This window comes from Streptomyces sp. NPDC001544, assembly GCF_042894285.1.
Taxonomy (GTDB): domain Bacteria; phylum Actinomycetota; class Actinomycetes; order Streptomycetales; family Streptomycetaceae; genus Streptomyces.
Map to the genome: position 1 here is coordinate 67267 of NZ_JBIAVN010000013.1, position 20152 is coordinate 87418.

Below are 20152 nucleotides of genomic sequence, written 5' to 3' on the forward strand. Positions count from 1 at the left end.
ACCGCCGTCAGCCCACCAGGCGCAGCCGCCGCCCGCAGACGCCCACCCGGACCGTCTGCCCCCAGGTGAGCTCCAGCGCGTCGCTCTCGATGCCGTCGCCGAACGCGACGAGACGGTCGGACTCGACGGTGACCGAAAGGGCGGCGGCGGCCGTGAGTTCCCCGGCGACCAGGGATGTCCCCGTGGCGGGTGACGGCCAGGCCTCCCGCACGAACCACACCAGGCGGTCCTCGGCCGGCCCGGGCAGGGTGAGGCGGCTGCCCCGCTCCTGCCACACCGACCGCAGCCACCCGCTCGCCCCCGTCCCCGTGCCCACCAGCACCCCGGAGGAGGCCTGGGCCTCGACGACACCCCCGTCGCCGTCGAGGCCCAGGCGGTAGCGGGCCGTCTGGTGACCGGCCGCCCCGAGGTAGATCTCGTTGAGCGCGACCAGCCGCTGCGTGTCGTCGGCGACGGCCTCGACCATCGTGAGCTCCTCTACGCCGGTGCCCCGGGCCGGGACGGCCGGCAGCAGGACCGCGGCGTCCTCGGGCCGGTGCCGCACCAGCACCCCCGGATTGCGGCCGGGGTCGGTGTCGATGCCCACCACCGGCTGGCCCGCGAGGTACTTGGCCACGTTCGCCACCAGCCCGTCCTGGCCGACCACCACGACCACGTCCTCGGGTCCGAACAGGAAACGGTCCAGATCGCCCCGCTCGACCGTGGTCTGCCGCCAGGCCGGCGGCACCGTCGAGGCGACCTCGGCCAGCGCCCGCCGGGTGCGGTGGTGGCGGCCGGCCACCTCCTCGACGGCCCGGCCCCGGGAGGCGAGGAAGAAGGCGGCCTGCCCGTGCGTGCCGTGCCGGGCCAGCAACTCCTCGTACTCCGTGGTCCGGTGGACCAGCACGGCGCGTGGGGCGAGGCTCACGCCGGCCGCCCGGTCCCCAGCTTCGCGAGCAGCCCCGTCAGCACGTCCGGCGACACCGTCAGGCTGTCGATCCGCGGCAGGTTCTCGGCCAGCCGGGTTCCCGTGAGGGCGTGCAGCGTCCGGGTGTCGACCTCCGCGTGCACCCGCAACCAGGCCGCCTGCGCCTCGGCCCGCGCCGCGCCGACCTCGCGCGCGCCCTCGGCCTCGGCACGGGCCAGCCGCACCGACCGCGCGGCCTCCGCCTCCGCGAGTTTCACCGTGCGCGCCGCCTCGGCCTGCGCACGTACCGCGTCCGCCGCCGCGTGCTCCTCGGCCTCGCGGCGGGTGTTGGTGCCGCGCTGCTCGACCAACTGCTCTTCCCGACGGGCGAGTTCGATCTGGCTTGCCAGTTCGTTCTCGGCGATCGCCCGCTCTCGCTCGACGGCCACCGCCCGCCGTTCGTAGGTCGCCCGGTCGGCCTCCTGCTGGATCTGCTCGCGCGCCGGCGTCCGCAGCGCCCGCTCCACCTCCGGCTCGGGACGCAGCGCCATCACCCGGACGGCGACGACCTCGATACCGGTCGCCGGGAGCCGCGGTTCCGCGCCCAGTCCTGCCGCGATCCGCTCGCGCACGGCCGTCACGCCGTCCACCAGCGCGGCCGCCAGGGGAGTACGGGCCAGTACGTCCAGGGCGTGCTGCTGAGCCGTCTCGGTCAGCAGTGTGCCCAGTTGCTCCAGCGGGGCGCCCCGCCACACACCGGTGTCCGGGTCTATGGAGAAGTCCAGCCGGGCGGCGGCCACGGCCGGGTCGCTGATCCGGTAGGTCACCGTGGCCTGCACCGCCACGTCCTGGAAGTCGGCCGTGCGGGCGTGGAAGGTCATCGCCAGCTCCCGGTCGTCCACCGGCACCTCGGACAGCGCGGCGGTCAGCGAGCGGTACCAGAAGCTGAGACCGGGCCCGTCGTGCGCCAGCCTGCCCGAGCGGTGGTGCCGGACGTGCGCCGTCGGGGCGCCGCGCAGGTGGCGCCAGCCCAGGCGCCGGGTGATGTCGGCCATCGGATCCCTCGTTTCTTTTCGTCACGAGGACGATAATCGCTCGCGCCACTTGTCGTCAATGGGACGAGAACGAGAAACCGCAATGCGGGGTGAAATCAGAAGGCGATTGGTCAGGATGGAGGCATGGGATTCCATGTCGACTCCGAAGCCGGGCGGCTGCGCCGCGTCATCCTGCACCGGCCGGATCTCGAGCTCAAGAGGCTCACCCCCAGCAACAAGGACGCCCTCCTCTTCGACGACGTGCTGTGGGTGCGCCGGGCGCGCGCCGAGCACGACGGGTTCGCCGACGTGCTGCGCGACCGCGGGGTCACCGTCCACCTCTTCGGCGACCTGCTCACCGAGACCCTGGACGTCCCCGAGGCCAGATCGCTCGTCCTGGACCGGGTCTTCGACGAGAAGGAGTACGGTCCCCTCGCCACCGACCACCTGCGCGCCGTCTTCGAGACGATGCCCGCGCCCGAGCTGACCGAGGCCCTGGTCGGCGGCATGACCAAGCGGGAGTTCCTGGAGGCGCACGAGGAGCCGACCTCCGTCCGCTTCCATGTGATGGAGATGGACGACTTCCTGCTGCGCCCCCTGCCCAACCACCTCTTCACCCGTGACACCTCCGCCTGGATCTACGACGGGGTCGCCATCAACGCCATGCGGCTGCCCGCCCGGCAGCGGGAGACCGTGCACTTCGAGGCGATCTACCGGCACCATCCGCTGTTCCGGGAGGAGGCGTTCCGCGTCTGGTCGCGGGGGCAGGCCGACCACCCGTCCACCATCGAGGGCGGTGACGTGCTGGTGATCGGCAACGGCGCGGTCCTCGTCGGGATGAGCGAGCGCACCACCCCGCAGGCCGTGGAGATGCTCGCGCACAAGCTGTTCGCGGCGGGCTCCGCGCGCACCATCGTGGCGCTGGACATGCCGAAGCGGCGGGCCTTCATGCATCTGGACACGGTCATGACCATGGTCGACGGCGACACCTTCACCCAGTACGCCGGGCTCGGCATGCTCCGCTCGTACACCATCGAACCGGGTGTCGACGACAAGGAGCTCAAGGTCACCGACCACCCGGCCGAGCACATGCACCGGGCGATCGCCGCCGCCCTCGGCCTGAGCGAGATCCGGGTGCTCACCGCCACCCAGGACGTGCACGCGGCCGAGCGTGAGCAGTGGGACGACGGCTGCAACGTGCTCGCGGTGGAGCCGGGCGTCGTCGTGGCCTATGAGCGCAACTCCACCACCAACACCCACCTGCGCAAACAGGGCATCGAGGTGATCGAGATCCCCGGCAGCGAACTGGGGCGGGGGAGGGGCGGGCCGCGCTGCATGAGCTGTCCGGTGGAGCGGGCGGCGGTATAGAGCGGACAGAGCGGCTGTATATAAATGTGGAGTATCGTATAGACTTCCATCGTCCCGTTTCCCCGTCCCCCCGGAGCGCCCCCATGGCGACAGTCCCGACCGCCCTCGCCGGCCGCCACTTCCTCAAGGAGCTGGACTTCACCGGGGAGGAGTTCCGCGGTCTGGTCGAGCTGGCCGCCGAGCTGAAGGACGCCAAGAAGGCGGGGGCCGAGACGCGGTACCTGCGGGGGAAGAACATCGCGCTGATCTTCGAGAAGACCTCGACCCGCACCCGCTGCGCGTTCGAGGTCGCCGCCGCCGACCAGGGTGCGTCGACGACGTACCTCGACCCGTCGGGCTCGCAGATCGGGCACAAGGAGTCCGTGAAGGACACCGCGCGCGTGCTCGGCCGGATGTACGACGGCATCGAGTACCGCGGGGCCAGCCAGGAGAAGGTCGAACAGCTCGCCGCGTACGCCGGGGTGCCCGTCTACAACGGCCTGACCGACGACTGGCACCCCACGCAGATGCTCGCCGACGTGCTCACCATGACCGAGCACTGCACGAAGCCGCTCGGCGCGACCGCCTTCGCCTACCTCGGAGACGCCCGCTTCAACATGGGCAACTCCTACCTCGTCACCGGCGCCCTGCTCGGCATGGACGTCCGGATCGTCGCCCCGCGGGAGTACTGGCCCGCCGACGACGTCGTCATCCACGCCCGCAAGCTCGCCGAGGTCAGCGGCGCCCGCGTCACCCTGACCGAGGAGATCGGCGAGGGTGTGGCGGGCGCCGACTTCGTCGCCACCGACGTCTGGGTCTCCATGGGCGAGCCCAAGGAGGTCTGGGCGGAGCGCATCGCCGCGCTGGCGCCGTACGCGGTGACCATGGACGTACTGCGCGCCACCGGCAACCCCGGCGTGAAGTTCCTGCACTGCCTCCCCGCCTTCCACGACCTCGGCACCAAGGTCGGGCGGGAGATCCACGAGACCTACGGCCTGACCTCCCTGGAGGTGACGGACGAGGTCTTCGAGTCGGAGCACTCGGTCGTCTTCGACGAGGCCGAGAACCGGCTGCACACGATCAAGGCGGTCCTCGTCGCCACCCTCGCCTGATCCGCCCCACCAGGTCTTGCCTAGCCCGCCTCACCAGGCCTTATCCTGACCGGCGGCCCGGAACCACCCCTTCCGGTGCCGCCGTCGCGACCGACCCCGGCCGCCCCGCACCACCAGAAACGAGCACCACCCGCATGCCCGCTCCCCGCATCAAGCCCCCCGCGCTCCTCGTCGCCGAGTCCGGCGCCGACCGCGAAGGCCACGGCCTCAAACGCACCATGGGCCTGTTCCAGCTGATCTGCTTCGGTGTCGGCGCGATCGTCGGCACCGGCATCTTCGTCGGCCTGTCCGACTCGGTCGCCCAGGCCGGCCCGGCCGTCGTCGTCTCCTTCGTCCTCGCCGCGATCACCTGCGTCTTCACCGCCCTCTCCTTCGCCGAGCTGGGTGGCGCCATCCCGGTCTCCGGATCCTCGTACTCCTTCGCCTACGCCGGCCTCGGCGAGTCCACCGCCTTCCTGGTCGGCTGGTGCCTGCTGCTGGAGTACGGCATCTCCATCTCGGCCGTCGCCGTCGGCTGGAGCCAGTACGTCAACGAACTGCTGCACAGCCTCACCGGCTGGCAGCTCCCCGCCGCGCTCAGCGCCGGACCGGGCGACGGCGGGGTGGTCAACCTTCCCGCCGTGATCGTCATCGCCATGGGCTGCGCGCTGCTGGTGCGCGGGGTCCGGGAGAGCGCCGGGGCCACCGCCGCCATGGCAGCCGTCAAGCTCGCCATCCTGGTCGCCTTCTGCGCGATCGGCTTCAGCGCCTTCAAGGACGGCAACCTCACCCCGTTCGCGCCCGCCGGCATCGGCGGCATCGGCGCCGGCACCACGGCAGCGTTCTTCTCCTACATCGGCTTCGACGCGATCACCACCGCCGGTGAGGAGGCGAAGAACCCCCGCCGGGACATCCCGCTCGCCATCCTCGTCTGCATGGGCGTGGTCACCCTGCTGTACTGCGCGGTCGCCCTCGCCGCGATCGGCGCCATCGGCGGCGGCCAGGTCGGCGGCCGGCCCGCCGCGCTGTCGTACGTCGTCAACCAGGTCACCGGGTCGGCGATCGGCGGCGGGGTGATCGCCTTCGGCGCGGTCGTCGCCATCGCCTCCGTCGTGCTCGCCGTCATGTACGGCCAGACCCGCATCCTGATGTCGATGTCCCGGGACGGACTGATCCCGCGCGTCTTCGAGAAGGTCTCGCCGAAGACCGCGACCCCGGTCGCCGGCACCCTGATCGTCGCCGTCGTCTTCGCGGTCCCGGCCGCCTTCGCCTCGCTGGACGCCGTGATGAACCTGTGCACCATCGGCACGCTGGCCATCATGGCCGTCGTCAACATCTCGGTGATCGCCCTGCGCCGCCGCGAACCGGGCCTCGCCCGCACCTTCCGGGTACCGCTGTACCCGGTCGTCCCGCTGCTCGGGGTCGGCTTCTGCCTGTACCTGATGTACGAGACGGGCTGGACGACCTGGATCCAGTTCGCGGTGTTCCTGGCCGTGGGCCTCGGCGTGTACGCCGGCTACGGACGCCGCAACTCCCGGCTGGCGACACCGTCGGACGAGGCCGCGGACGTCGTTCCCGAGAGGAAAGCGCAGACGGTCTGAACCACAGCGACCACCCGCTGGCGGAGGGGGAGCCGACCGTAGACACGGGCGCGCATCCGGAAACACGATCAGTGGGCTGAGACACGTGAAGCAGGGCTGAGGCCGGTCGTCGGCCTCAGCCCTGCGGCGGTGGGTGCGCCGTCGAGCCCCGTCGTCGAGGAGATGGCTCGTTGCCTGCTCGTAGCAGGTGTCACCGTCACCTGCCAGGGTTCTCCGCTGCAACGCGCGACGACAACTTGTGCGTGCCGGTGCATGGGCATCGGGGAGGGAAACGGGGATGGGTTACAGGTTGGGGAGCCCAGCGCCGGCCGGCGCGGAGGTCACAGCGGACGCCGCTGCGCGGGCACCACGGGGAGTCTGAACCACACCGCCTTGCCCGCGTCGGTGGGCCGGTGCCCGCAGGACGAGCTCAGGGCCTGGATCAGCAGCAGGCCCCGCCCGCCCTCGTCCCAGGGGTCGGGCGCCTCCACCACCGCGCGGGTGAGGTTCCCGGGCGGCGCCGGGTCCGGGTCGTGCACCTCGACCCGGCAGCCGGTCGACGCCACCTCCACCACCAGCTCGATCGGGCCGGTGCCCGCGGTGTGCTCCACCGCGTTGGCGACCAGCTCCGCCGTGAGCAGCTCCGCGGTGTCGCAGTCGGCCGCGTGGTCCTGCTCGGCCAGCGCCGTGCGCACCAGCGCGCGGGCCACGGGCACCGCGGCGGCGGTGTGCGGCAGCGCGATGCGCCAGGAGGCGGGGGCTGAGTGGCGTTCGTACAAGGCGGATCCGTTCATGGAGCAGGCTGTCCTGCTTTCAACCGTATGAATGGTACGGGCCCGGCCCGAGGCTCCTGAGCCGGGCACCGCATCCGGAGCCCTCGGCCCCGGTACCGGGCGGCTTACCCACCCGGGCGGCCCGCCTCGCGTCCCCGGCCCCGCTGTTACCGGAGTGTCGACGTCCGGTGACCGACGTGACCGGACCGGAGAGAGCGGCTCGGCACTGTCGCGCACTCATGACGACAGTCACAAATGAGTGATAGCTTCATGGGGTAGAGCCAGCAGCGATACGTGAGGCACCGCCGCCCCCCGAGGAGGCCGCCCGTCATGAGTCCCTTCACCGGCTCCGCCGCCCGCACCCCGCGCTGGGAGCATCTGCGCGTCGGCCTCGCCGACGGAGTCGCCACCGTGACCCTCACCCGCCCCGACAAGCTCAACGCCCTCACCTTCGGCGCCTACGCCGACCTGCGCGACCTGCTCGCCGAGCTGTCCCGCGAGCGGTCGGTACGGGCCCTGGTGCTGGCCGGCGAGGGGCGCGGCTTCTGCTCCGGCGGCGACGTCGACGAGATCATCGGCGCCACCCTCGCCATGGACACCGCCCAGCTCCTCGACTTCAACCGGATGACCGGGCAGGTCGTCCGCGCCGTACGCGAGTGCCCGTTCCCCGTGATCGCGGCCGTGCACGGCGTCGCGGCGGGCGCCGGAGCCGTGCTCGCGCTCGCCGCCGACTTCCGTGTCGCCGACCCGTCGGCCCGCTTCGCCTTCCTCTTCACCCGGGTCGGCCTGTCCGGCGGCGACATGGGCGCGGCCTACCTGCTGCCCAGGGTCGTCGGCCTCGGTCACGCCACCCGGCTGCTGATGCTGGGCGAGCCGGTGCGGGCGCCGGAGGCCGAGCGGATCGGCCTGATCAGCGAGCTGGCCGAGGAGGGCGGCGCGGACCGGGCCGCCGCCGAACTGGCCCGCCGCCTGGCCGACGGGCCGGCGCTGGCCCACGCCCAGACGAAGGCCCTGCTCACCGCCGAGCTGGACATGCCCCTGTCGGCGGCGGTCGAGCTGGACGCCTCCACCCAGGCGCTGCTGATGAACGGCGAGGACTACGCCGAGTTCCACGCGGCGTTCACCGCGAAACGGCCGCCCAAGTGGCGGGGGAGGTGACATGAGAGTCGCCGTGATCGGCGGCGGCCCCGGCGGCCTGTACGCCGCGGCGCTGCTCAAGCGCCTCGACCCGGCCCGTGAGGTCACCCTCTGGGAACGCAACGCCCCCGACGACACCTTCGGCTTCGGCGTCGTCCTCTCCGACGAGACCCTCGGCGGCATCGAGCACGCCGACCCGGTGGTCTACTCGGCCCTCCAGCGGGACTTCGTCCGCTGGGACGACATCGACATCGTGCACCGGGGCGTACGGCACCGCTCCTCGGGACACGGGTTCGCCGCGCTCGGCCGGCGGCGGCTCCTCGAGATCCTGCACGAGCGCTGCCGCTCCCTCGGGGTGGAGATCCGGTTCCGCACCGAAGCGCCCGACGCCGCCCGGCTCTCCGTGACCCACGACCTCGTCATCGCCGCCGACGGGGTGCACAGCACCACCCGCGAGGCCCACGCCACCGTGTTCCGGCCGCATGTGACCACCCACCGGTGCCGCTACATCTGGCTCGCCGCCGACTTCCCCTTCGACGCCTTCCGCTTCGAGATCGCCGAGACCGAGCACGGCGTGATGCAGTTGCACGGCTACCCCTACGCGGCCGATGCCTCGACGGTGATCGTCGAGATGCGCGAGGAGGTGTGGCGGGCCGCCGGGTTCGCCGAGATGGACGAACAGCAGTCGGTCGAGCACTGCGCCAAGATCTTCGCCGACGCGCTCGGCGGTCGCCCGCTGCGCTCCAACAAGTCCGCCTGGACCACCTTCCGCACGGTCGTCAACGACCGCTGGTCCCACGGCAACGTCGTCCTCCTCGGCGACGCCGCCCACACCGCGCACTTCTCCATCGGCTCCGGCACCAAACTCGCCGTCGAGGACGCCCTCGCCCTCGCCGCCTGTCTGACCGAACAGCCCACCCTGACCGAGGCGCTGACCGCGTACGAGGCGGAGCGCAGGCCCGTCGTCGCCTCCACCCAGCGGGCGGCCCAGGCCAGCCTCGCATGGTTCGAGGACCTCGCGCTCTACCTCGACCAGCCGCCCCGCCGGTTCGCCTTCAACCTGCTCACCCGAAGCCGCCGTGTCACCCACGACAACCTGCGCCTGCGCGACGCCCGCTTCACCGAGGCCGTGGAGAGGGACTTCGGCTGCCCGCCCGGCACGCCCCCGATGTTCACCCCGTTCCGGCTGCGCGGCCTGACCCTGCGCAACCGCGTCGTCGTCTCGCCCATGGACATGTACTCGGCGAAGGACGGCGTCCCCGGTGACTTCCACCTCGTCCACCTCGGCTCCCGGGCCCTCGGTGGCGCCGGGCTGGTGATGACCGAGATGGTGTGCGTGAGCGAGGAGGGCCGGATCACCCCCGGCTGCACCGGGCTCTGGACCGGCAGACAGACCGAGGCCTGGCGGCGGATCACCGATTTCGTGCACACCCGGGCACCCGGCACCGCGATCGGCGTACAGCTCGGCCACGCCGGCCGCAAGGGCTCGACGAGGCTGATGTGGGAGGGCATCGACGAGCCGCTGCCCGACGGCAACTGGCCGCTCGTGGCCGCCTCCCCACTGCCGTACGGACCGCGCAGCCAGATCCCGCGCGAGCTGTCCCGCGCCCAGCTCACCGACATCCGCGAACAGTTCGCCGCCGCCGCCCGGCGGGCCGCCCGCGCCGGTTTCGACCTGCTCGAACTGCACTGCGCGCACGGCTATCTGCTCTCCGGCTTCCTCTCCCCGCTCACCAACCTGCGTGCCGACGCCTACGGCGGCTCGCCGGCGAAACGGCTCCGCTTCCCGCTGGAGGTCTTCGACGCCGTACGCGCGGTGTGGCCGGAGGGGAAGCCCATGACGGTGCGGATCTCCGCCACGGACTGGGCCGAGGGCGGCAACACCGCCGAGGACGCCGTGGAGATCGCCCGCGCCTTCGCCGCGCACGGCGCCGACGCGATCGACGTGTCGACCGGCCAGGTGGTCGCCGAGGAGCGGCCGGAGTACGGGCGGTCGTACCAGACGCCGTTCGCCGACCGCATCCGGAACGCGGCGGGCATCCCGGTGATCGCGGTCGGCGCGATCTCCTCCTGGGACGACGTCAACTCCCTGATCCTGGCGGGCCGTACGGACCTGTGCGCGCTGGCCCGCCCGCACCTGTACGACCCGCACTGGACGCTGCACGCGGCGGCCGAGCAGGGCTACGAGGGCCCGGGCGCCGTCTGGCCCGCGCCCTACCGTGCGGGCAGCCGCCGCCCGCAGACCGGCCGCACGGACGCCCCCAGGCCCCGGCTCACCCTGCGGAGCTGACCGCCGCCCGTCCTCAGGTCCTGCGGTGGTCGGAGAGGGACTGGCTCACCCCGGCCACGAACCCGGCCCCCGCGTCCCGCAGCCGCTCGTGCAGCCCCCGGAACACCGCGGCCGAGCGCGCCCCCGGCCAGTCGGCGGGCAGCAGCCGGGCGGGCAGCCCGGGGTCGGTGTAGGGCAGGTGGCGCCACAGGTCCAGGGCGAGGAGGTAGTCGCGGTAGGCCTCCTCCGGCGGGGTGTCCGCGCGGCGCTCCCAGGCGTGCAGCACGGGCGCGTGCACGTCGAGGAACGCCTCGTGCGCCTTGGCGATCGCCGTCAGGTCCCACCAGCGGGCGACCGCCTCCACGGTGGGCGCGAAACCCAGGTGCTCACCGCGGAAGAAGTCGACGTACGGATCGAGGCCGAGGCGCCGCAGGGTGTGCCGGGTCTCCTCGTGCAGCCGGGCCGGGGCGATCCACACACCGGGGGCCGCCGTGCCGAAGCCCAGGCCGGCCAGCCGGGAGCGCAGCACATGCCGTTTCTGCCGCTCCGACTCCGGCACCGAGAACACCGCCAGCACCCAGCCCTCGTCCCGGGGGGCCGCCGTGGCGTAGATGCGCCGGTCGCCGTCGTCCAGCAACTGCAGCGCTTCGGACGAGAGTTCGTACCCGGCCGCGCCCTCGGCGGTGCGGGCCGGCACCAGCAGTCCGCGCCGTTTCAGCCGGGAGACCGACGAGCGCACGGAGGGCGCGTCCACGCCGACCGCGGCCAGCAGTCTGATCAGCTCGGCGACGGGCATCGGGCCGGGCATGAAGCGGCCGTACGCGCCGTAGAGCGTGACGATGAGGGACCGGGGGGCGTGCTGGTCGGACACGTTGATCATTTTAAGTCTTCGGCATCACTGCTGGTCACCATCGGTGCGCAGGCGGAACCGCTGGAGCTTGCCGGTCGCGGTGCGCGGCAGCGCGTCGAGGAGGACGAACTCGCGCGGGCACTTGTACGGTGCCAGCTCGGACCGCAGATGGGCGCGCAGCGCCTCGGCGTCCCGGTCCGCGCCCTCCTTCAGTACGGCGTACGCCACCACGACCTGCCCGCGCGCCTCGTCGGGCCGTCCGACGACCGCCGCCTCCACCACGTCCGGGTGACGCAGCAGCGCGTCCTCCACCTCCGGCCCGGCGATGTTGTACCCGGCGGAGATGATCATGTCGTCGGCGCGAGCCACATAGCGGAGGTACCCGTCGCACTCCCGGACATACGTGTCCCCGGTGAGGTTCCAGCCGCCGCGCACGTACTCCCGCTGCCGGGGGTCGGACAGATAGCGGCAGCCGACCGGCCCGCGCACCGCCAGCAGGCCGGGTACGCCGTCGGGCACGGGGTCGCCGTGCTCGTCCTGCACCCGCGCCTGCCATCCGGGCACCGGCAGGCCGGTCGTGCCGGGCCGGATGTGCTCGTCGGCGGCGGAGACGAAGATGTGCAGCAGCTCGGTCGCGCCGATGCCGTTGATGACCCGCAGCCCGGTGCGCTCGTGCCAGGCCCGCCAGGTCGCGGCGGGCAGGTTCTCACCGGCCGAGACACAGCGCCGCAGGGACGACAGGTCATGGCCGGCGGGTCCGTCCAGTTCCCCGAGCATCGCCCGGTACGCGGTCGGCGCCGTGAACAGCACCGACACCCGGTGCTCGGCGATCGCGGGCAGGAGCTGTCTCGGGCCGGCCTGTTCGAGGAGCAGGGCGCTGGCCCCGGCCCGCAGCGGGAAGACCACCAGCCCGCCGAGGCCGAAGGTGAAGCCCAGCGGGGGACTGCCGGTGAAGACGTCGTCCGCCCGGGGCCTGAGCACATGCCGGGAGAAGGTGTCCGCGATCGCCAGGACGTCCCGGTGGAAGTGCAGGCACCCCTTGGGGCGGCCGGTGGTGCCCGAGGTGAACGCGATCAGCGCCACGTCGTCGGACGCCGTGTCGACCGCCCGGAACGGGGTTCCGGGCGCCGCGCGCGCGAGGAGGTCGTCCGGCCCGTCACCGCCGTACGTCGTGATCCTGAGGCCCGGCACACCGGCCTTCACCAGGTCGTCCACGGCCCGGACGTCGCACAGGGCGTGCCCCACCCGGGCGATCTCGCACATCGTCGCCAGCTCGTGCGGGCGCTGCTGGGCCAGCACGGTCACGGCGACCGCCCCCGCCTTCAGTACCGCCAGCCAGCAGGCCGCGAGCCAGGGAGTGGTCGGGCCGCGCAGCAGGACGCGGTTGCCGGGGACCACCCCGAGGTCACGGGTGAGGACGTGGGCCACATGGTCGACGCGGGCCCGCAGGTCGCCGTAGGTCCAGGACGGGCCCGCGGGGGTGTGGAACACCGGGCGGCCCGGGGCGGCGTGGTCCAGCAGTTCGGCCGCGCAGTTCAGCCGGTCCGGGTAACGCAGCTCCGGCAGGTCGAAGCGCAGTTCGGGCCATTCGCCGGGCGGCGGGAGGTGGTCGCGCGCGAAGGTGTCGACGTGGGCCGAGACATGCATGGCGGTTGCCCCCTTGCCGGACTGGCGCTGATGGTGGGCTCGCGCAAGGAGCGTATCGCGTTGGTGACGACAGTCAACCGAACGCGATACCGTGAGGGGTGCGCCCCGGCGCACGGGTACGGCACCGGGAGACGCGGGGAGAAACGGGAGAGGAGACCGGCGAGTTGTCCGCATTCTCGCTCGAACCGCAACAGGCCGCCCGGTGCGCCGAACTGCGCACTCTGGCCGCCGAACGGCTGCGCCCGATCGCCGAGAAGGGCGAACCGGGCCGCGTCAACCGCCCGCTCGTCGCCGAACTCGGCCGGCTGGGCCTGCTGTCCCGGCTGTTCACCTCCGGCGCGCTGGACCTGTGCCTCATGCGGGAGTCCCTGGCGTACGCCTGCACCGAGGCCGAGACCGCCCTCGCCCTGCAGGGCCTGGGCGCCCACCCCGTCCACGCCCACGGCACCCCGGCCCAGCGCGGGCACTGGCTGCCCCGGGTCGCCGACGGCAGCGCCGTGGCCGCCTTCGCCCTGAGCGAGCCGGGGGCCGGATCGGACGCGGCGGCGCTCTCCCTCGCGGCGGCACCCGACGGCCCCGGGCGCTGGCGGCTCACCGGCGAGAAGTGCTGGATCTCCAACGCCCCCGAAGCCGACTTCTACACGGTGTTCGCGCGCACCACCCCCGAAGCGGGCGCCCGCGGGGTGACCGCCTTCCTGGTCCCCGCCGACCGCCCCGGCCTCACCGGCTCCGCCCTGGAGATGCTCTCCCCGCACCCCATCGGCAGCCTCGGCTTCGACGCCGTACCCGTCACCGCGGACGACGTCCTCGGCGAGCCGGACCGCGGCTTCCGGGTCGCCATGGGCACCCTCAACCTCTTCCGGCCCAGCGTCGGCGCCTTCGCCGTCGGCATGGCGCAGGCCGCGCTGGACGCCACCCTCGCCCACACCGCGCGGCGCGACGCCTTCGGCGGCAAGCTGAGCGACCTGCAGGCCGTCGCCCACCAGGTCGCCGAGATGGCGCTGCGCACCGACGCGGCACGCCTGATGGTGTACGCGGCGGCCACGGCGTACGACGAGGACGCCCCGGACGTCCCCAAGCGCTCGGCGATGGCGAAGCTGCTCGCCACCGAGACCGCGCAGTACGTCGTCGACGCGGCCGTCCAGCTGCAGGGCGCCCGCGCCCTGCGCCGCGGCCACCTCCTCGAACACCTCTACCGCGAGGTGCGCGCCCCCCGCGTGTACGAGGGCGCCAGCGAGGTGCAGCGCGGCATCATCGCCAAGGAGCTGTACGCCCACGTGGAGGCCCGATGACCGCCGAGCGTGTCAACCCGCCCGAGCTCTCCCCGCCGACCGGCTTCTCCCACGCCGTCGTCGCCACCGGCGGCCGGCTCGTCTTCCTCGCGGGCCAGACCGCCCTCGACCCCGACGGCAAGGTCCTCGGCGACACCCTCCCCGAACAGTTCCAGCAGGCCCTCGGCAACCTCCTCACCGCCCTGAACGCGGCCGGCGGCACCCCCGACGCCCTCGCCCGCGTCACCGTCTACACCACCGACGTCGCCGCCTACCGCACCCACGCGCCCGAACTCGGCCGCATCTGGCGGAGGTCCGCGGGCCGCGACTACCCGGCGATGGCCGTCGTGGAGGTCGTCCGGCTGTGGGACGAGAAGGCGATGGTCGAGCTCGACGGGTTCGCCGTACTCCCCTGACCCCCGGTCGCGCCGCCGTCACGCGCCGCCGCGCGGCAACGCGTGACGCGCCACCGTTTGAGTGACGATCACACCGCGAGCGCCCCGTGGGCGGTACAGGTGGAGGCCGCACCCCATGATCCGGGAGGTACTCCATGCTGCCCCTGCGTCCCGTCCTCGGCGCCGCCGCCGGCGCCGCCCTGCTGTTCGCCGCCGTCGCACCCGCGACCGCCGGCCCGTCCGAGACCGTCACGGTCGACCGCACGGGACGCGTCGCCGCGGACGGCACCGTCACCGTCTCCGGTACCTACCGCTGCAACGCCGCCGACACGAGTCCGGTCTACATCGGCACCTCCGTCAGCCAGGACCGCTCCGGAGACCGGCACGGCATCGGCGGCAGCCGCGCCCAGTGCGACGGCGCCGAGCACCACTGGGAGAACTCCGGCCGGGTCACCCAGGAGCGGTTCGAGCCCGGCGCGGCCCGCGTCGAGGCCAACGTCCTGGACCTGCGCCCCGAGGACGGCGTCCCGGTACCGCACTTCCACGCCGACCGGGAGCAGGACGTGACCCTGGTCCGGCCCTGACCGCACGCGTCAGGTGGCCGCCACCGCAACACCAGGCCTGTCAGGAGTGGTGCGTGGGTGAATGTTGCGGAAGCGAACCCGCCGGATTCGGGGTCCCCCACCCCTGCCCAGCCGCCGTGACCTGCGGAAACGCCCCGGACGGGGGTCGATGTGCGGCACCGTCCGCAGCACACGGCCCCCTCGGTGGGCGGTAGCGTTCCGCCTAGGGGACATCCGACCGCGTCCGTATCTTGTCAGTCCTGTCCCCGCGGAACGCCGAAGCACCGACAGCTCAGGGCAGACAGTGACCTGGACAACCGACGACAACGAGTGGGCCCCGCGCTCTTCGGGCGGCATGCGCACCATCCCCTCGCGGCCGTCGACGGTCCTCGCCCGGTCCGCGCTGCCCGCGGGCCTGTGGATGTCCGTGGCGGGCGTCGTGCTGTTCGGGTTGGTCGGCGCGAGCGCCCCCAACTACAACACGCTCAAGGCGGCGACGGGCTGGCTCCGCCTGCCCCCTCTGCCCGGCGCCCTCTCCCTGGCCGCCACGCTGACGGCCATAGCCCTGTCCTGCCTCGGCACGCTCCTGACCCTCAAGGCGCACCGCGAGGGCTGGAGCCCCGACCCCCGGCGCCTCTTCCGCGTCGGCGCCCTCGCCACGGTCGTCCTGGCGGGCGTCACCCCGGTCGGTTCCTCCGACACGGCCAGCTACGCCGCCTACGGCCGCATCACCGCGCTCGGCGGCGACCCGTATCTGACGACCCCCGCCCAGCTGGGCGGCGGCTACGCCGATCTCGTGGGCGCCGCCTGGCGGGACGCACCCTCGGTGTACGGGCCGGTCGCGACGTGGTGGCAGGCCGCCGCGGCGTACGTCGGCGGCGACCGGCCATGGCTGACCATCACGGTCCTGATGCTCGCGGGCGCGGCCGCGTTCCTGGCCACGGGCTACCTGCTGATGCGCACCGCCGACGATCCCGTCCGGGCCGGGCTGCTGTGGACCGCCAACCCCCTCCTGATCGGCCTGATGGTCGTCGGCGGGCACCTGGACACCCTCGTCGCCTGCCTGGCCGTCTGCGCGGTCTGCCTCGCCACCCGGACCGCCGGACGGCACCACGACGCGACGGTCGGCGTGCTCGTCGGCCTGGCCTGCGGCGTCAAGATCAGTGCCGCCCTGCTCGGCGTCGGACTGGCCTGGCCGTTGCTGCGCTCCGGTACCTGGCGGCGTGCCCTGCGACAGCTGTCCGCCGCCGTACTGACCCTGGCCGGCGTGTACAGCGTCTACGGCTCGCACGCGCTGGCCCCGCTCTCCGCGGCCACACACCAGATCTCCCGACCCTCGGTGTGGCAGGCGTTCGACGGGTTCGCCACCGCGTCGCTGGGCGCCGGCGCCTCCTCGACCGTCATCCGTCTGCTGTGGCCCGTGCTGATGCTGGCGCTCGCCGCGGCACTGCGCCACCGGGCGCCGGAGGACACCCCCGCTCCCGCCGCCGTGACGTTCGCGCTCGCCTTCGCCTGGCTCCTCACGGCGCCGTGGTCGATGCCCTGGTACGCCGCTTTCGCCTGGGCGCTCGCCGCCATGTTCCGCCAGGGCCGCGCCACCGGGTACCTCGTGGTGGTCACCGCGGTCATGGCCCTGTTCCACAGCGGCGGCGGTCACGGCTGGAGCTGGTGACGGCCGCCGGCGTCACCTGACCGGCCCGCCCCGGCACTGGCCAGCCATTGACTACCTGACACTGGCTGTTCGCGCTTGGATGGCGTCCATGAGCATCGATGAGCACGAGCGGCTGATGCGCGCCAACCAGGAGAACTGGGACGCGCGCACCCCGGTGCACGTGGCCAGCCGGTTCTACGGCCTCGAACAGGGCCTCGACCCCGCGCGCTGGTTCGCCCCCTTCGAATGGGACGACCTCGGGGACCTCGACGGACGTGACGTCCTGCACCTCCAGTGCCATCTCGGCACCGAGACGATCGCCTTCGCACAGCGAGGAGCGCGGACCACGGGGCTCGACTTCTCCCCGGCGTCCGTGGCGGCGGCCCGCGCCGTCGCGGACCGGGCGGGACTCGACGTGACGTACGTGCAGGCCAATGTCTACGACGCCGTCGAGGCTCTCGGTGAGCGGCGCTTCGACGTCGTCTACACCGGCAAGGGAGCCCTGTGCTATCTCCCCGACCTCCTCCGGTGGGCGCAGACCGTCAGCCGTCTGCTGCGTCCTGGCGGCCGGCTGTACGTCGTCGAATTCCATCCGCTTCTGAACTCCCTGGGTGTGAAGCCCGCCCCAGGCCCGGGTGAGGGCTCCGAGCTACTGCTGCGCCACGACTATCTCGGCGGCCGTGGACCCGTACACCGCGATGCGACGTACACGTACACCGACGGACCCGCGGTCGAGGGCGTGCGGGACAGTTACGAGTGGATGCACGGCATCGACGAGGCCGTCAACGCGGTGACGGAGGCAGGGATGACGCTCCGGCGACTGCGGGAGTACGACGAGTTGCCGTGGCCGCGCTGGCCGCGGATGACCCGTACCCCGTCCGGCTGGTGGCGACTGCCCGAGCCCCGGATCCCACTGCTGTACGGCCTGCTGGCGCTCCGCTGAGGCGCCTCCGGCTTGGAGGGCCGGACATCAGGCCGACCGCAGCGGCGGGGCCTGCCTCGTGATCGCGGCGGCGGGCAGCGCGTTGTCCGGTTCGGCGCCAGGGTCGGCGGTGACGACGACGCCGGCCGCCTGAGCGTCGAACCCGTTCGGCCAGATCGTGAGGTCGCTCGCCAGCGCACCTTCCAGACTGGCCTCTCGCAAGACCGCGCGGCTGAGGTCGCAGCCTCGGAGGTCGGCCATTCTCAGGTCCGCGCCGGCGAACACGGCGCCATGGGCACGCACCTTGCGCAGGTTCGCTTCCCGCAGGTCCGCACGCGAGAAGTCCGCCTCCCGCAGGTCGGCCTTGACCAGGCGTGCGCCGCGCAGGTCGGCCTCGATACAGCGAACCTGGTGGAGAATCGAGGTTCCCAGCTCGGCGTGCCGCAGGTTGGCCGCTATCAGTGAAGCCTTGCTCAAGTTGACCTGGTAGATGCTCGCCGCCTCCAGGCACGTGCCGTCAAGGTTGACTTCCTGCAGCCAGAGCCCGTCGCAGTCGGCTCTTCGCAGGTCGGTCAGGCTGACGTTGAGCCACTCGGGGCGTGGCTCCCGGCGCAGGACCCCGAGGCAGGTCAGTGCCGTCTGGGCATCCGCGGCGCGGGTCTCCAACGGCAGCACCGAGTTGATCGAGGCGTCCGCGGGCGGCACTCCGGGCTCCTGCGGCGGCCAGGGCAGGTGCGTCCGAAGATACGCCGCCATGATGGAGACGACCGCCTCGTGATCGCGGACGGAGTGGTCGGCGATCCGCCACAAGGCGTAGATGCCCCCGATCCGCACGTCCAGCTTGTCGCTTCCGAGCTGGTCCACGGCCCGGCTGAAGCGATCGGTGACGTTTCCTTCGCGGGTCGCGTGCAACCCGTCCTGGCTGACGCGCAACTGCCGCCACGTGGCGTAGGCGCCGAACAGCACCACCGCGCCGCCCACCGTCTGCAGAAGCGTGGTGCGCACGTTGTTCACCGCGTTCAGCCGGTCCGCTGCGGCAAGCTGGCCGCCGGCGAGATCGTGGTCGACCACGAGACCCGGAAGAACCAGGAGCCCAACGCCCAGTACGGCAAGCCCGGCCAGTGCTGCCGACGCGATGACGACGGTCCGGGTCAGACGCGAGCGGTCACGAACAGATCCCCCCATGGGCATCGGATCTTAGGACAGGGCCGAAGCCGGTCAAGCTGCGGTCGTTCGGGTGACGCCCGGCAAGTAGCCGACAACCGCTGGGAACTGAGGGCCGGTTCGCCCCGACTACTGCGACACAAGCCTCTCAGTCCGGTGAGTACAGCCCATACGCCCGTGAACATGAACGAGGAGCCCGTATGTCGATGAACCGGCCGGTCGCCACCGCCCTGGCCGCAGCCCTCTGCCTGCTCACGTCGGCCTGCGGTGCCTCCGCGTCCGACGACTAGGCGAGCGACAGTACGGCCGGGGCCGCAGCCTCGAAGCCCGGCTACCCGGTGACCCTGGACAACTGCAGGCGCCCTGGACGACGGCAACGGATCCCTTGAGACCCGCATGCACAGAAGACACAACTGATGCCGCTGCGAAGCGGCAACGCGCCGCGGGCGGTGGCGACCTGGTGCAACCTGGCCGTAGGCACCCTGGGCCGGCCCTGGGGTTCGTCCCACCCGTTCGCCACCCCACGCCGCGTCCCAGCACGTCAAAGGGTGAGTCATCCCGGAAAGACGCCACCTGCCCAACGACCCTGGCCTTCCCGGCTCCAACAGCCCACCGTGGTCTGCGCGAAAGCCGGGACGCCGCCAAGGCGCCCCGCCCGACGGGAGGACCGACACATGACCATCCGAAGGCGCCTCGCCCCGCTCGCCGCCACCACAGCCCTCGCCATCAGCGGACTGACCGCCCTCACGCCCGCAGCCCACGCCGCCCCTGCCGGCGCCGAGGGAGTGGACAGCCACGTCTACACCCCCGACCGCTGCGGCGAAGCTCGGTGGATCAGCAGCGGGGACAAGTTCGGCGTCCGCGACGACTGCGCCGACGGTTACCGCGCCGTCGCCTACGTGTACTGGAGCGGCTCCGACGGAACCCCCTACTCAGCAGAAGTACAGGACGCGAACGGCGCCGGCTCCACCTGGGAATACAACAACAACCACAACATGCCCGAAGGCGCGGTAATCGAATTGTGGGTCTGCCTCCGCAACGGCGCCAACGGAGCGGACTTCCGCTGCAATTTCGACACCAGCGGCGTAGCGTAGCCGTCCATGCCCTGGCCCGGCTGCGGGGCCGGAGTCCGCCACCCGACCCCCCTCCCGGCTCGCACAGACGCAGGCCAGGAGGGGCGTAACGGCATTGCTCCGGAAGACCCTCAGATGTCCCGGAAGAGACCAACCGGCCCGCTGACCTGCCACGCTGGGCGGCTACGCCGCGCTGGCCTGCGCAGATGACCTTTCGGCTGTTTCACGGTCGCGCCAGTTGACGCAGTCAGAAGTCCCAGAAAAGTCCCAGAGAACTCCCGTGCCCACCCCTGGAGGGGTCAGCGGAGTGGCGTCGGCGGCGTTGTTGACGATGGTGCCGGTGGTCCCGTTCACGGCCGGCGTCGGTACGAACGCTACCGGCGGACGCACCCACGCCGACGTCTCCCACCGCACAGGGCCTCCGGTGTTCTGCTTGGCCGCTCCGGTCCGGTGGACCCCGCGATCGGCGGGTTGCATCGGGGTGACTGACGGTGGTCGG

General features: G+C 72.5%; 17 protein-coding genes. 11 read left to right on the forward strand and 6 right to left on the reverse strand.

Annotated features, from left to right (window positions below; all coding sequences use genetic code 11):
- Positions 1 to 7: 7 nt before the first annotated feature.
- Positions 8 to 907: a hypothetical protein gene (locus ACFY0F_RS28145; protein ID WP_388800001.1), complete on the reverse strand. Its 900-nt coding sequence runs from the start codon at positions 905 to 907 to the stop codon at positions 8 to 10.
- A complete protein-coding gene (locus ACFY0F_RS28150; protein ID WP_388800004.1) occupies positions 904 to 1941 on the reverse strand; it encodes an SPFH domain-containing protein in 1038 nt (345 codons plus the stop codon). The genes ACFY0F_RS28145 and ACFY0F_RS28150 overlap by 4 nt, the downstream gene beginning before the upstream one ends.
- A 123-nt stretch (positions 1942 to 2064) precedes the next feature.
- Between ACFY0F_RS28150 and ACFY0F_RS28155 the strand changes: the two genes are divergently transcribed.
- From ACFY0F_RS28155 to ACFY0F_RS28165, 3 genes are all read left to right on the forward strand, one after another.
- On the forward strand, positions 2065 to 3288 hold the full coding sequence (locus tag ACFY0F_RS28155) for an arginine deiminase (RefSeq protein WP_388800007.1): 1224 nt from the start codon (positions 2065 to 2067) through the stop codon (positions 3286 to 3288).
- 83 nt (positions 3289 to 3371) lie between these two features.
- Positions 3372 to 4379, forward strand: a complete 1008-nt coding sequence (gene argF / locus ACFY0F_RS28160; protein ID WP_388800010.1) for an ornithine carbamoyltransferase — start codon at positions 3372 to 3374, stop codon at positions 4377 to 4379.
- 134 nt (positions 4380 to 4513) lie between these two features.
- Entirely contained in the window at positions 4514 to 5959 is a 1446-nt protein-coding gene (locus ACFY0F_RS28165; protein ID WP_388800013.1) for an amino acid permease, read from the forward strand.
- A 320-nt stretch (positions 5960 to 6279) separates the two neighbouring features.
- Here ACFY0F_RS28165 and ACFY0F_RS28170 read toward each other — a convergent pair whose 3' ends face one another.
- Positions 6280 to 6732 (reverse strand): ATP-binding protein, encoded by a 453-nt coding sequence (locus ACFY0F_RS28170; protein WP_388800016.1) that lies wholly within the window; start codon positions 6730 to 6732, stop codon positions 6280 to 6282.
- 309 nt (positions 6733 to 7041) lie between these two features.
- Between ACFY0F_RS28170 and ACFY0F_RS28175 the strand changes: the two genes are divergently transcribed.
- Both ACFY0F_RS28175 and ACFY0F_RS28180 read left to right on the forward strand, forming a co-directional pair.
- Entirely contained in the window at positions 7042 to 7869 is an 828-nt protein-coding gene (locus ACFY0F_RS28175; protein WP_388800019.1) for an enoyl-CoA hydratase family protein, read from the forward strand.
- A gap of 1 nt (position 7870) precedes the next feature.
- Positions 7871 to 10138 (forward strand): bifunctional salicylyl-CoA 5-hydroxylase/oxidoreductase, encoded by a 2268-nt coding sequence (locus ACFY0F_RS28180; protein WP_388800022.1) that lies wholly within the window; start codon positions 7871 to 7873, stop codon positions 10136 to 10138.
- A 13-nt stretch (positions 10139 to 10151) separates the two neighbouring features.
- On the opposite strand, the gene ACFY0F_RS28185 is transcribed toward ACFY0F_RS28180, so the two are convergent.
- Entirely contained in the window at positions 10152 to 10997 is an 846-nt protein-coding gene (locus ACFY0F_RS28185) for a PaaX family transcriptional regulator C-terminal domain-containing protein (protein WP_388800025.1), read from the reverse strand.
- A 15-nt stretch (positions 10998 to 11012) separates the two neighbouring features.
- On the reverse strand, positions 11013 to 12614 hold the full coding sequence (locus ACFY0F_RS28190; protein ID WP_388800028.1) for an AMP-binding protein: 1602 nt from the start codon (positions 12612 to 12614) through the stop codon (positions 11013 to 11015).
- 164 nt (positions 12615 to 12778) lie between these two features.
- On the opposite strand from ACFY0F_RS28190, the gene ACFY0F_RS28195 reads away from it, so the two are divergent.
- The 5 genes from ACFY0F_RS28195 to ACFY0F_RS28215 all read left to right on the forward strand — a co-directional run bounded on the left by ACFY0F_RS28195 (position 12779) and on the right by ACFY0F_RS28215 (position 17437).
- Positions 12779 to 13906, forward strand: a complete 1128-nt coding sequence (locus ACFY0F_RS28195; protein WP_388800031.1) for an acyl-CoA dehydrogenase family protein — start codon at positions 12779 to 12781, stop codon at positions 13904 to 13906.
- Positions 13903 to 14301, forward strand: a complete 399-nt coding sequence (locus tag ACFY0F_RS28200) for a RidA family protein (protein ID WP_388800034.1) — start codon at positions 13903 to 13905, stop codon at positions 14299 to 14301. Before ACFY0F_RS28195 ends, ACFY0F_RS28200 begins: the two co-directional genes overlap by 4 nt.
- A gap of 134 nt (positions 14302 to 14435) precedes the next feature.
- Positions 14436 to 14864, forward strand: a complete 429-nt coding sequence (locus ACFY0F_RS28205) for a DUF6299 family protein (RefSeq protein WP_388800037.1) — start codon at positions 14436 to 14438, stop codon at positions 14862 to 14864.
- 283 nt (positions 14865 to 15147) lie between these two features.
- Positions 15148 to 16515 carry a hypothetical protein gene (locus ACFY0F_RS28210; RefSeq protein ID WP_388800040.1) on the forward strand — a complete coding sequence of 456 codons (1368 nt, stop codon included), beginning with the start codon at positions 15148 to 15150 and terminating at the stop codon, positions 16513 to 16515.
- A gap of 88 nt (positions 16516 to 16603) precedes the next feature.
- Positions 16604 to 17437: a class I SAM-dependent methyltransferase gene (locus ACFY0F_RS28215; protein ID WP_388800043.1), complete on the forward strand. Its 834-nt coding sequence runs from the start codon at positions 16604 to 16606 to the stop codon at positions 17435 to 17437.
- A gap of 27 nt (positions 17438 to 17464) precedes the next feature.
- Here the strand turns inward: ACFY0F_RS28215 and ACFY0F_RS28220 are convergent, their stop codons facing one another.
- Positions 17465 to 18607 carry a pentapeptide repeat-containing protein gene (locus ACFY0F_RS28220; protein ID WP_388800046.1) on the reverse strand — a complete coding sequence of 381 codons (1143 nt, stop codon included), beginning with the start codon at positions 18605 to 18607 and terminating at the stop codon, positions 17465 to 17467.
- A gap of 647 nt (positions 18608 to 19254) precedes the next feature.
- Here ACFY0F_RS28220 and ACFY0F_RS28225 point away from each other — a divergent pair.
- Complete coding sequence (locus ACFY0F_RS28225; RefSeq protein ID WP_388800049.1) at positions 19255 to 19674, forward strand: hypothetical protein; 420 nt, start codon at positions 19255 to 19257, stop codon at positions 19672 to 19674.
- Positions 19675 to 20152: the final 478 nt, after the last annotated feature.

What these genes read in the sequence shown, in the direction of transcription:
- ACFY0F_RS28205 (WP_388800037.1), top strand. Translation starts at nt 14,436, where the DNA reads ATGCTGCCCCTGCGTCCCGTCCTCGGCGCCGCCGCCGGCGCCGCCCTG.
- ACFY0F_RS28150 (WP_388800004.1), bottom strand. Translation starts at nt 1,941, where the DNA reads ATGGCCGACATCACCCGGCGCCTGGGCTGGCGCCACCTGCGCGGCGCC.
- ACFY0F_RS28225 (WP_388800049.1), top strand. Translation starts at nt 19,255, where the DNA reads ATGACCATCCGAAGGCGCCTCGCCCCGCTCGCCGCCACCACAGCCCTC.
- ACFY0F_RS28175 (WP_388800019.1), top strand. Translation starts at nt 7,042, where the DNA reads ATGAGTCCCTTCACCGGCTCCGCCGCCCGCACCCCGCGCTGGGAGCAT.
- ACFY0F_RS28215 (WP_388800043.1), top strand. Translation starts at nt 16,604, where the DNA reads ATGAGCATCGATGAGCACGAGCGGCTGATGCGCGCCAACCAGGAGAAC.
- ACFY0F_RS28165 (WP_388800013.1), top strand. Translation starts at nt 4,514, where the DNA reads ATGCCCGCTCCCCGCATCAAGCCCCCCGCGCTCCTCGTCGCCGAGTCC.
- argF (WP_388800010.1), top strand. Translation starts at nt 3,372, where the DNA reads ATGGCGACAGTCCCGACCGCCCTCGCCGGCCGCCACTTCCTCAAGGAG.
- ACFY0F_RS28200 (WP_388800034.1), top strand. Translation starts at nt 13,903, where the DNA reads ATGACCGCCGAGCGTGTCAACCCGCCCGAGCTCTCCCCGCCGACCGGC.
- ACFY0F_RS28220 (WP_388800046.1), bottom strand. Translation starts at nt 18,607, where the DNA reads ATGCCCATGGGGGGATCTGTTCGTGACCGCTCGCGTCTGACCCGGACC.
- ACFY0F_RS28185 (WP_388800025.1), bottom strand. Translation starts at nt 10,997, where the DNA reads ATGATCAACGTGTCCGACCAGCACGCCCCCCGGTCCCTCATCGTCACG.
- ACFY0F_RS28170 (WP_388800016.1), bottom strand. Translation starts at nt 6,732, where the DNA reads ATGAACGGATCCGCCTTGTACGAACGCCACTCAGCCCCCGCCTCCTGG.
- ACFY0F_RS28180 (WP_388800022.1), top strand. Translation starts at nt 7,871, where the DNA reads ATGAGAGTCGCCGTGATCGGCGGCGGCCCCGGCGGCCTGTACGCCGCG.
- ACFY0F_RS28190 (WP_388800028.1), bottom strand. Translation starts at nt 12,614, where the DNA reads ATGCATGTCTCGGCCCACGTCGACACCTTCGCGCGCGACCACCTCCCG.
- ACFY0F_RS28155 (WP_388800007.1), top strand. Translation starts at nt 2,065, where the DNA reads ATGGGATTCCATGTCGACTCCGAAGCCGGGCGGCTGCGCCGCGTCATC.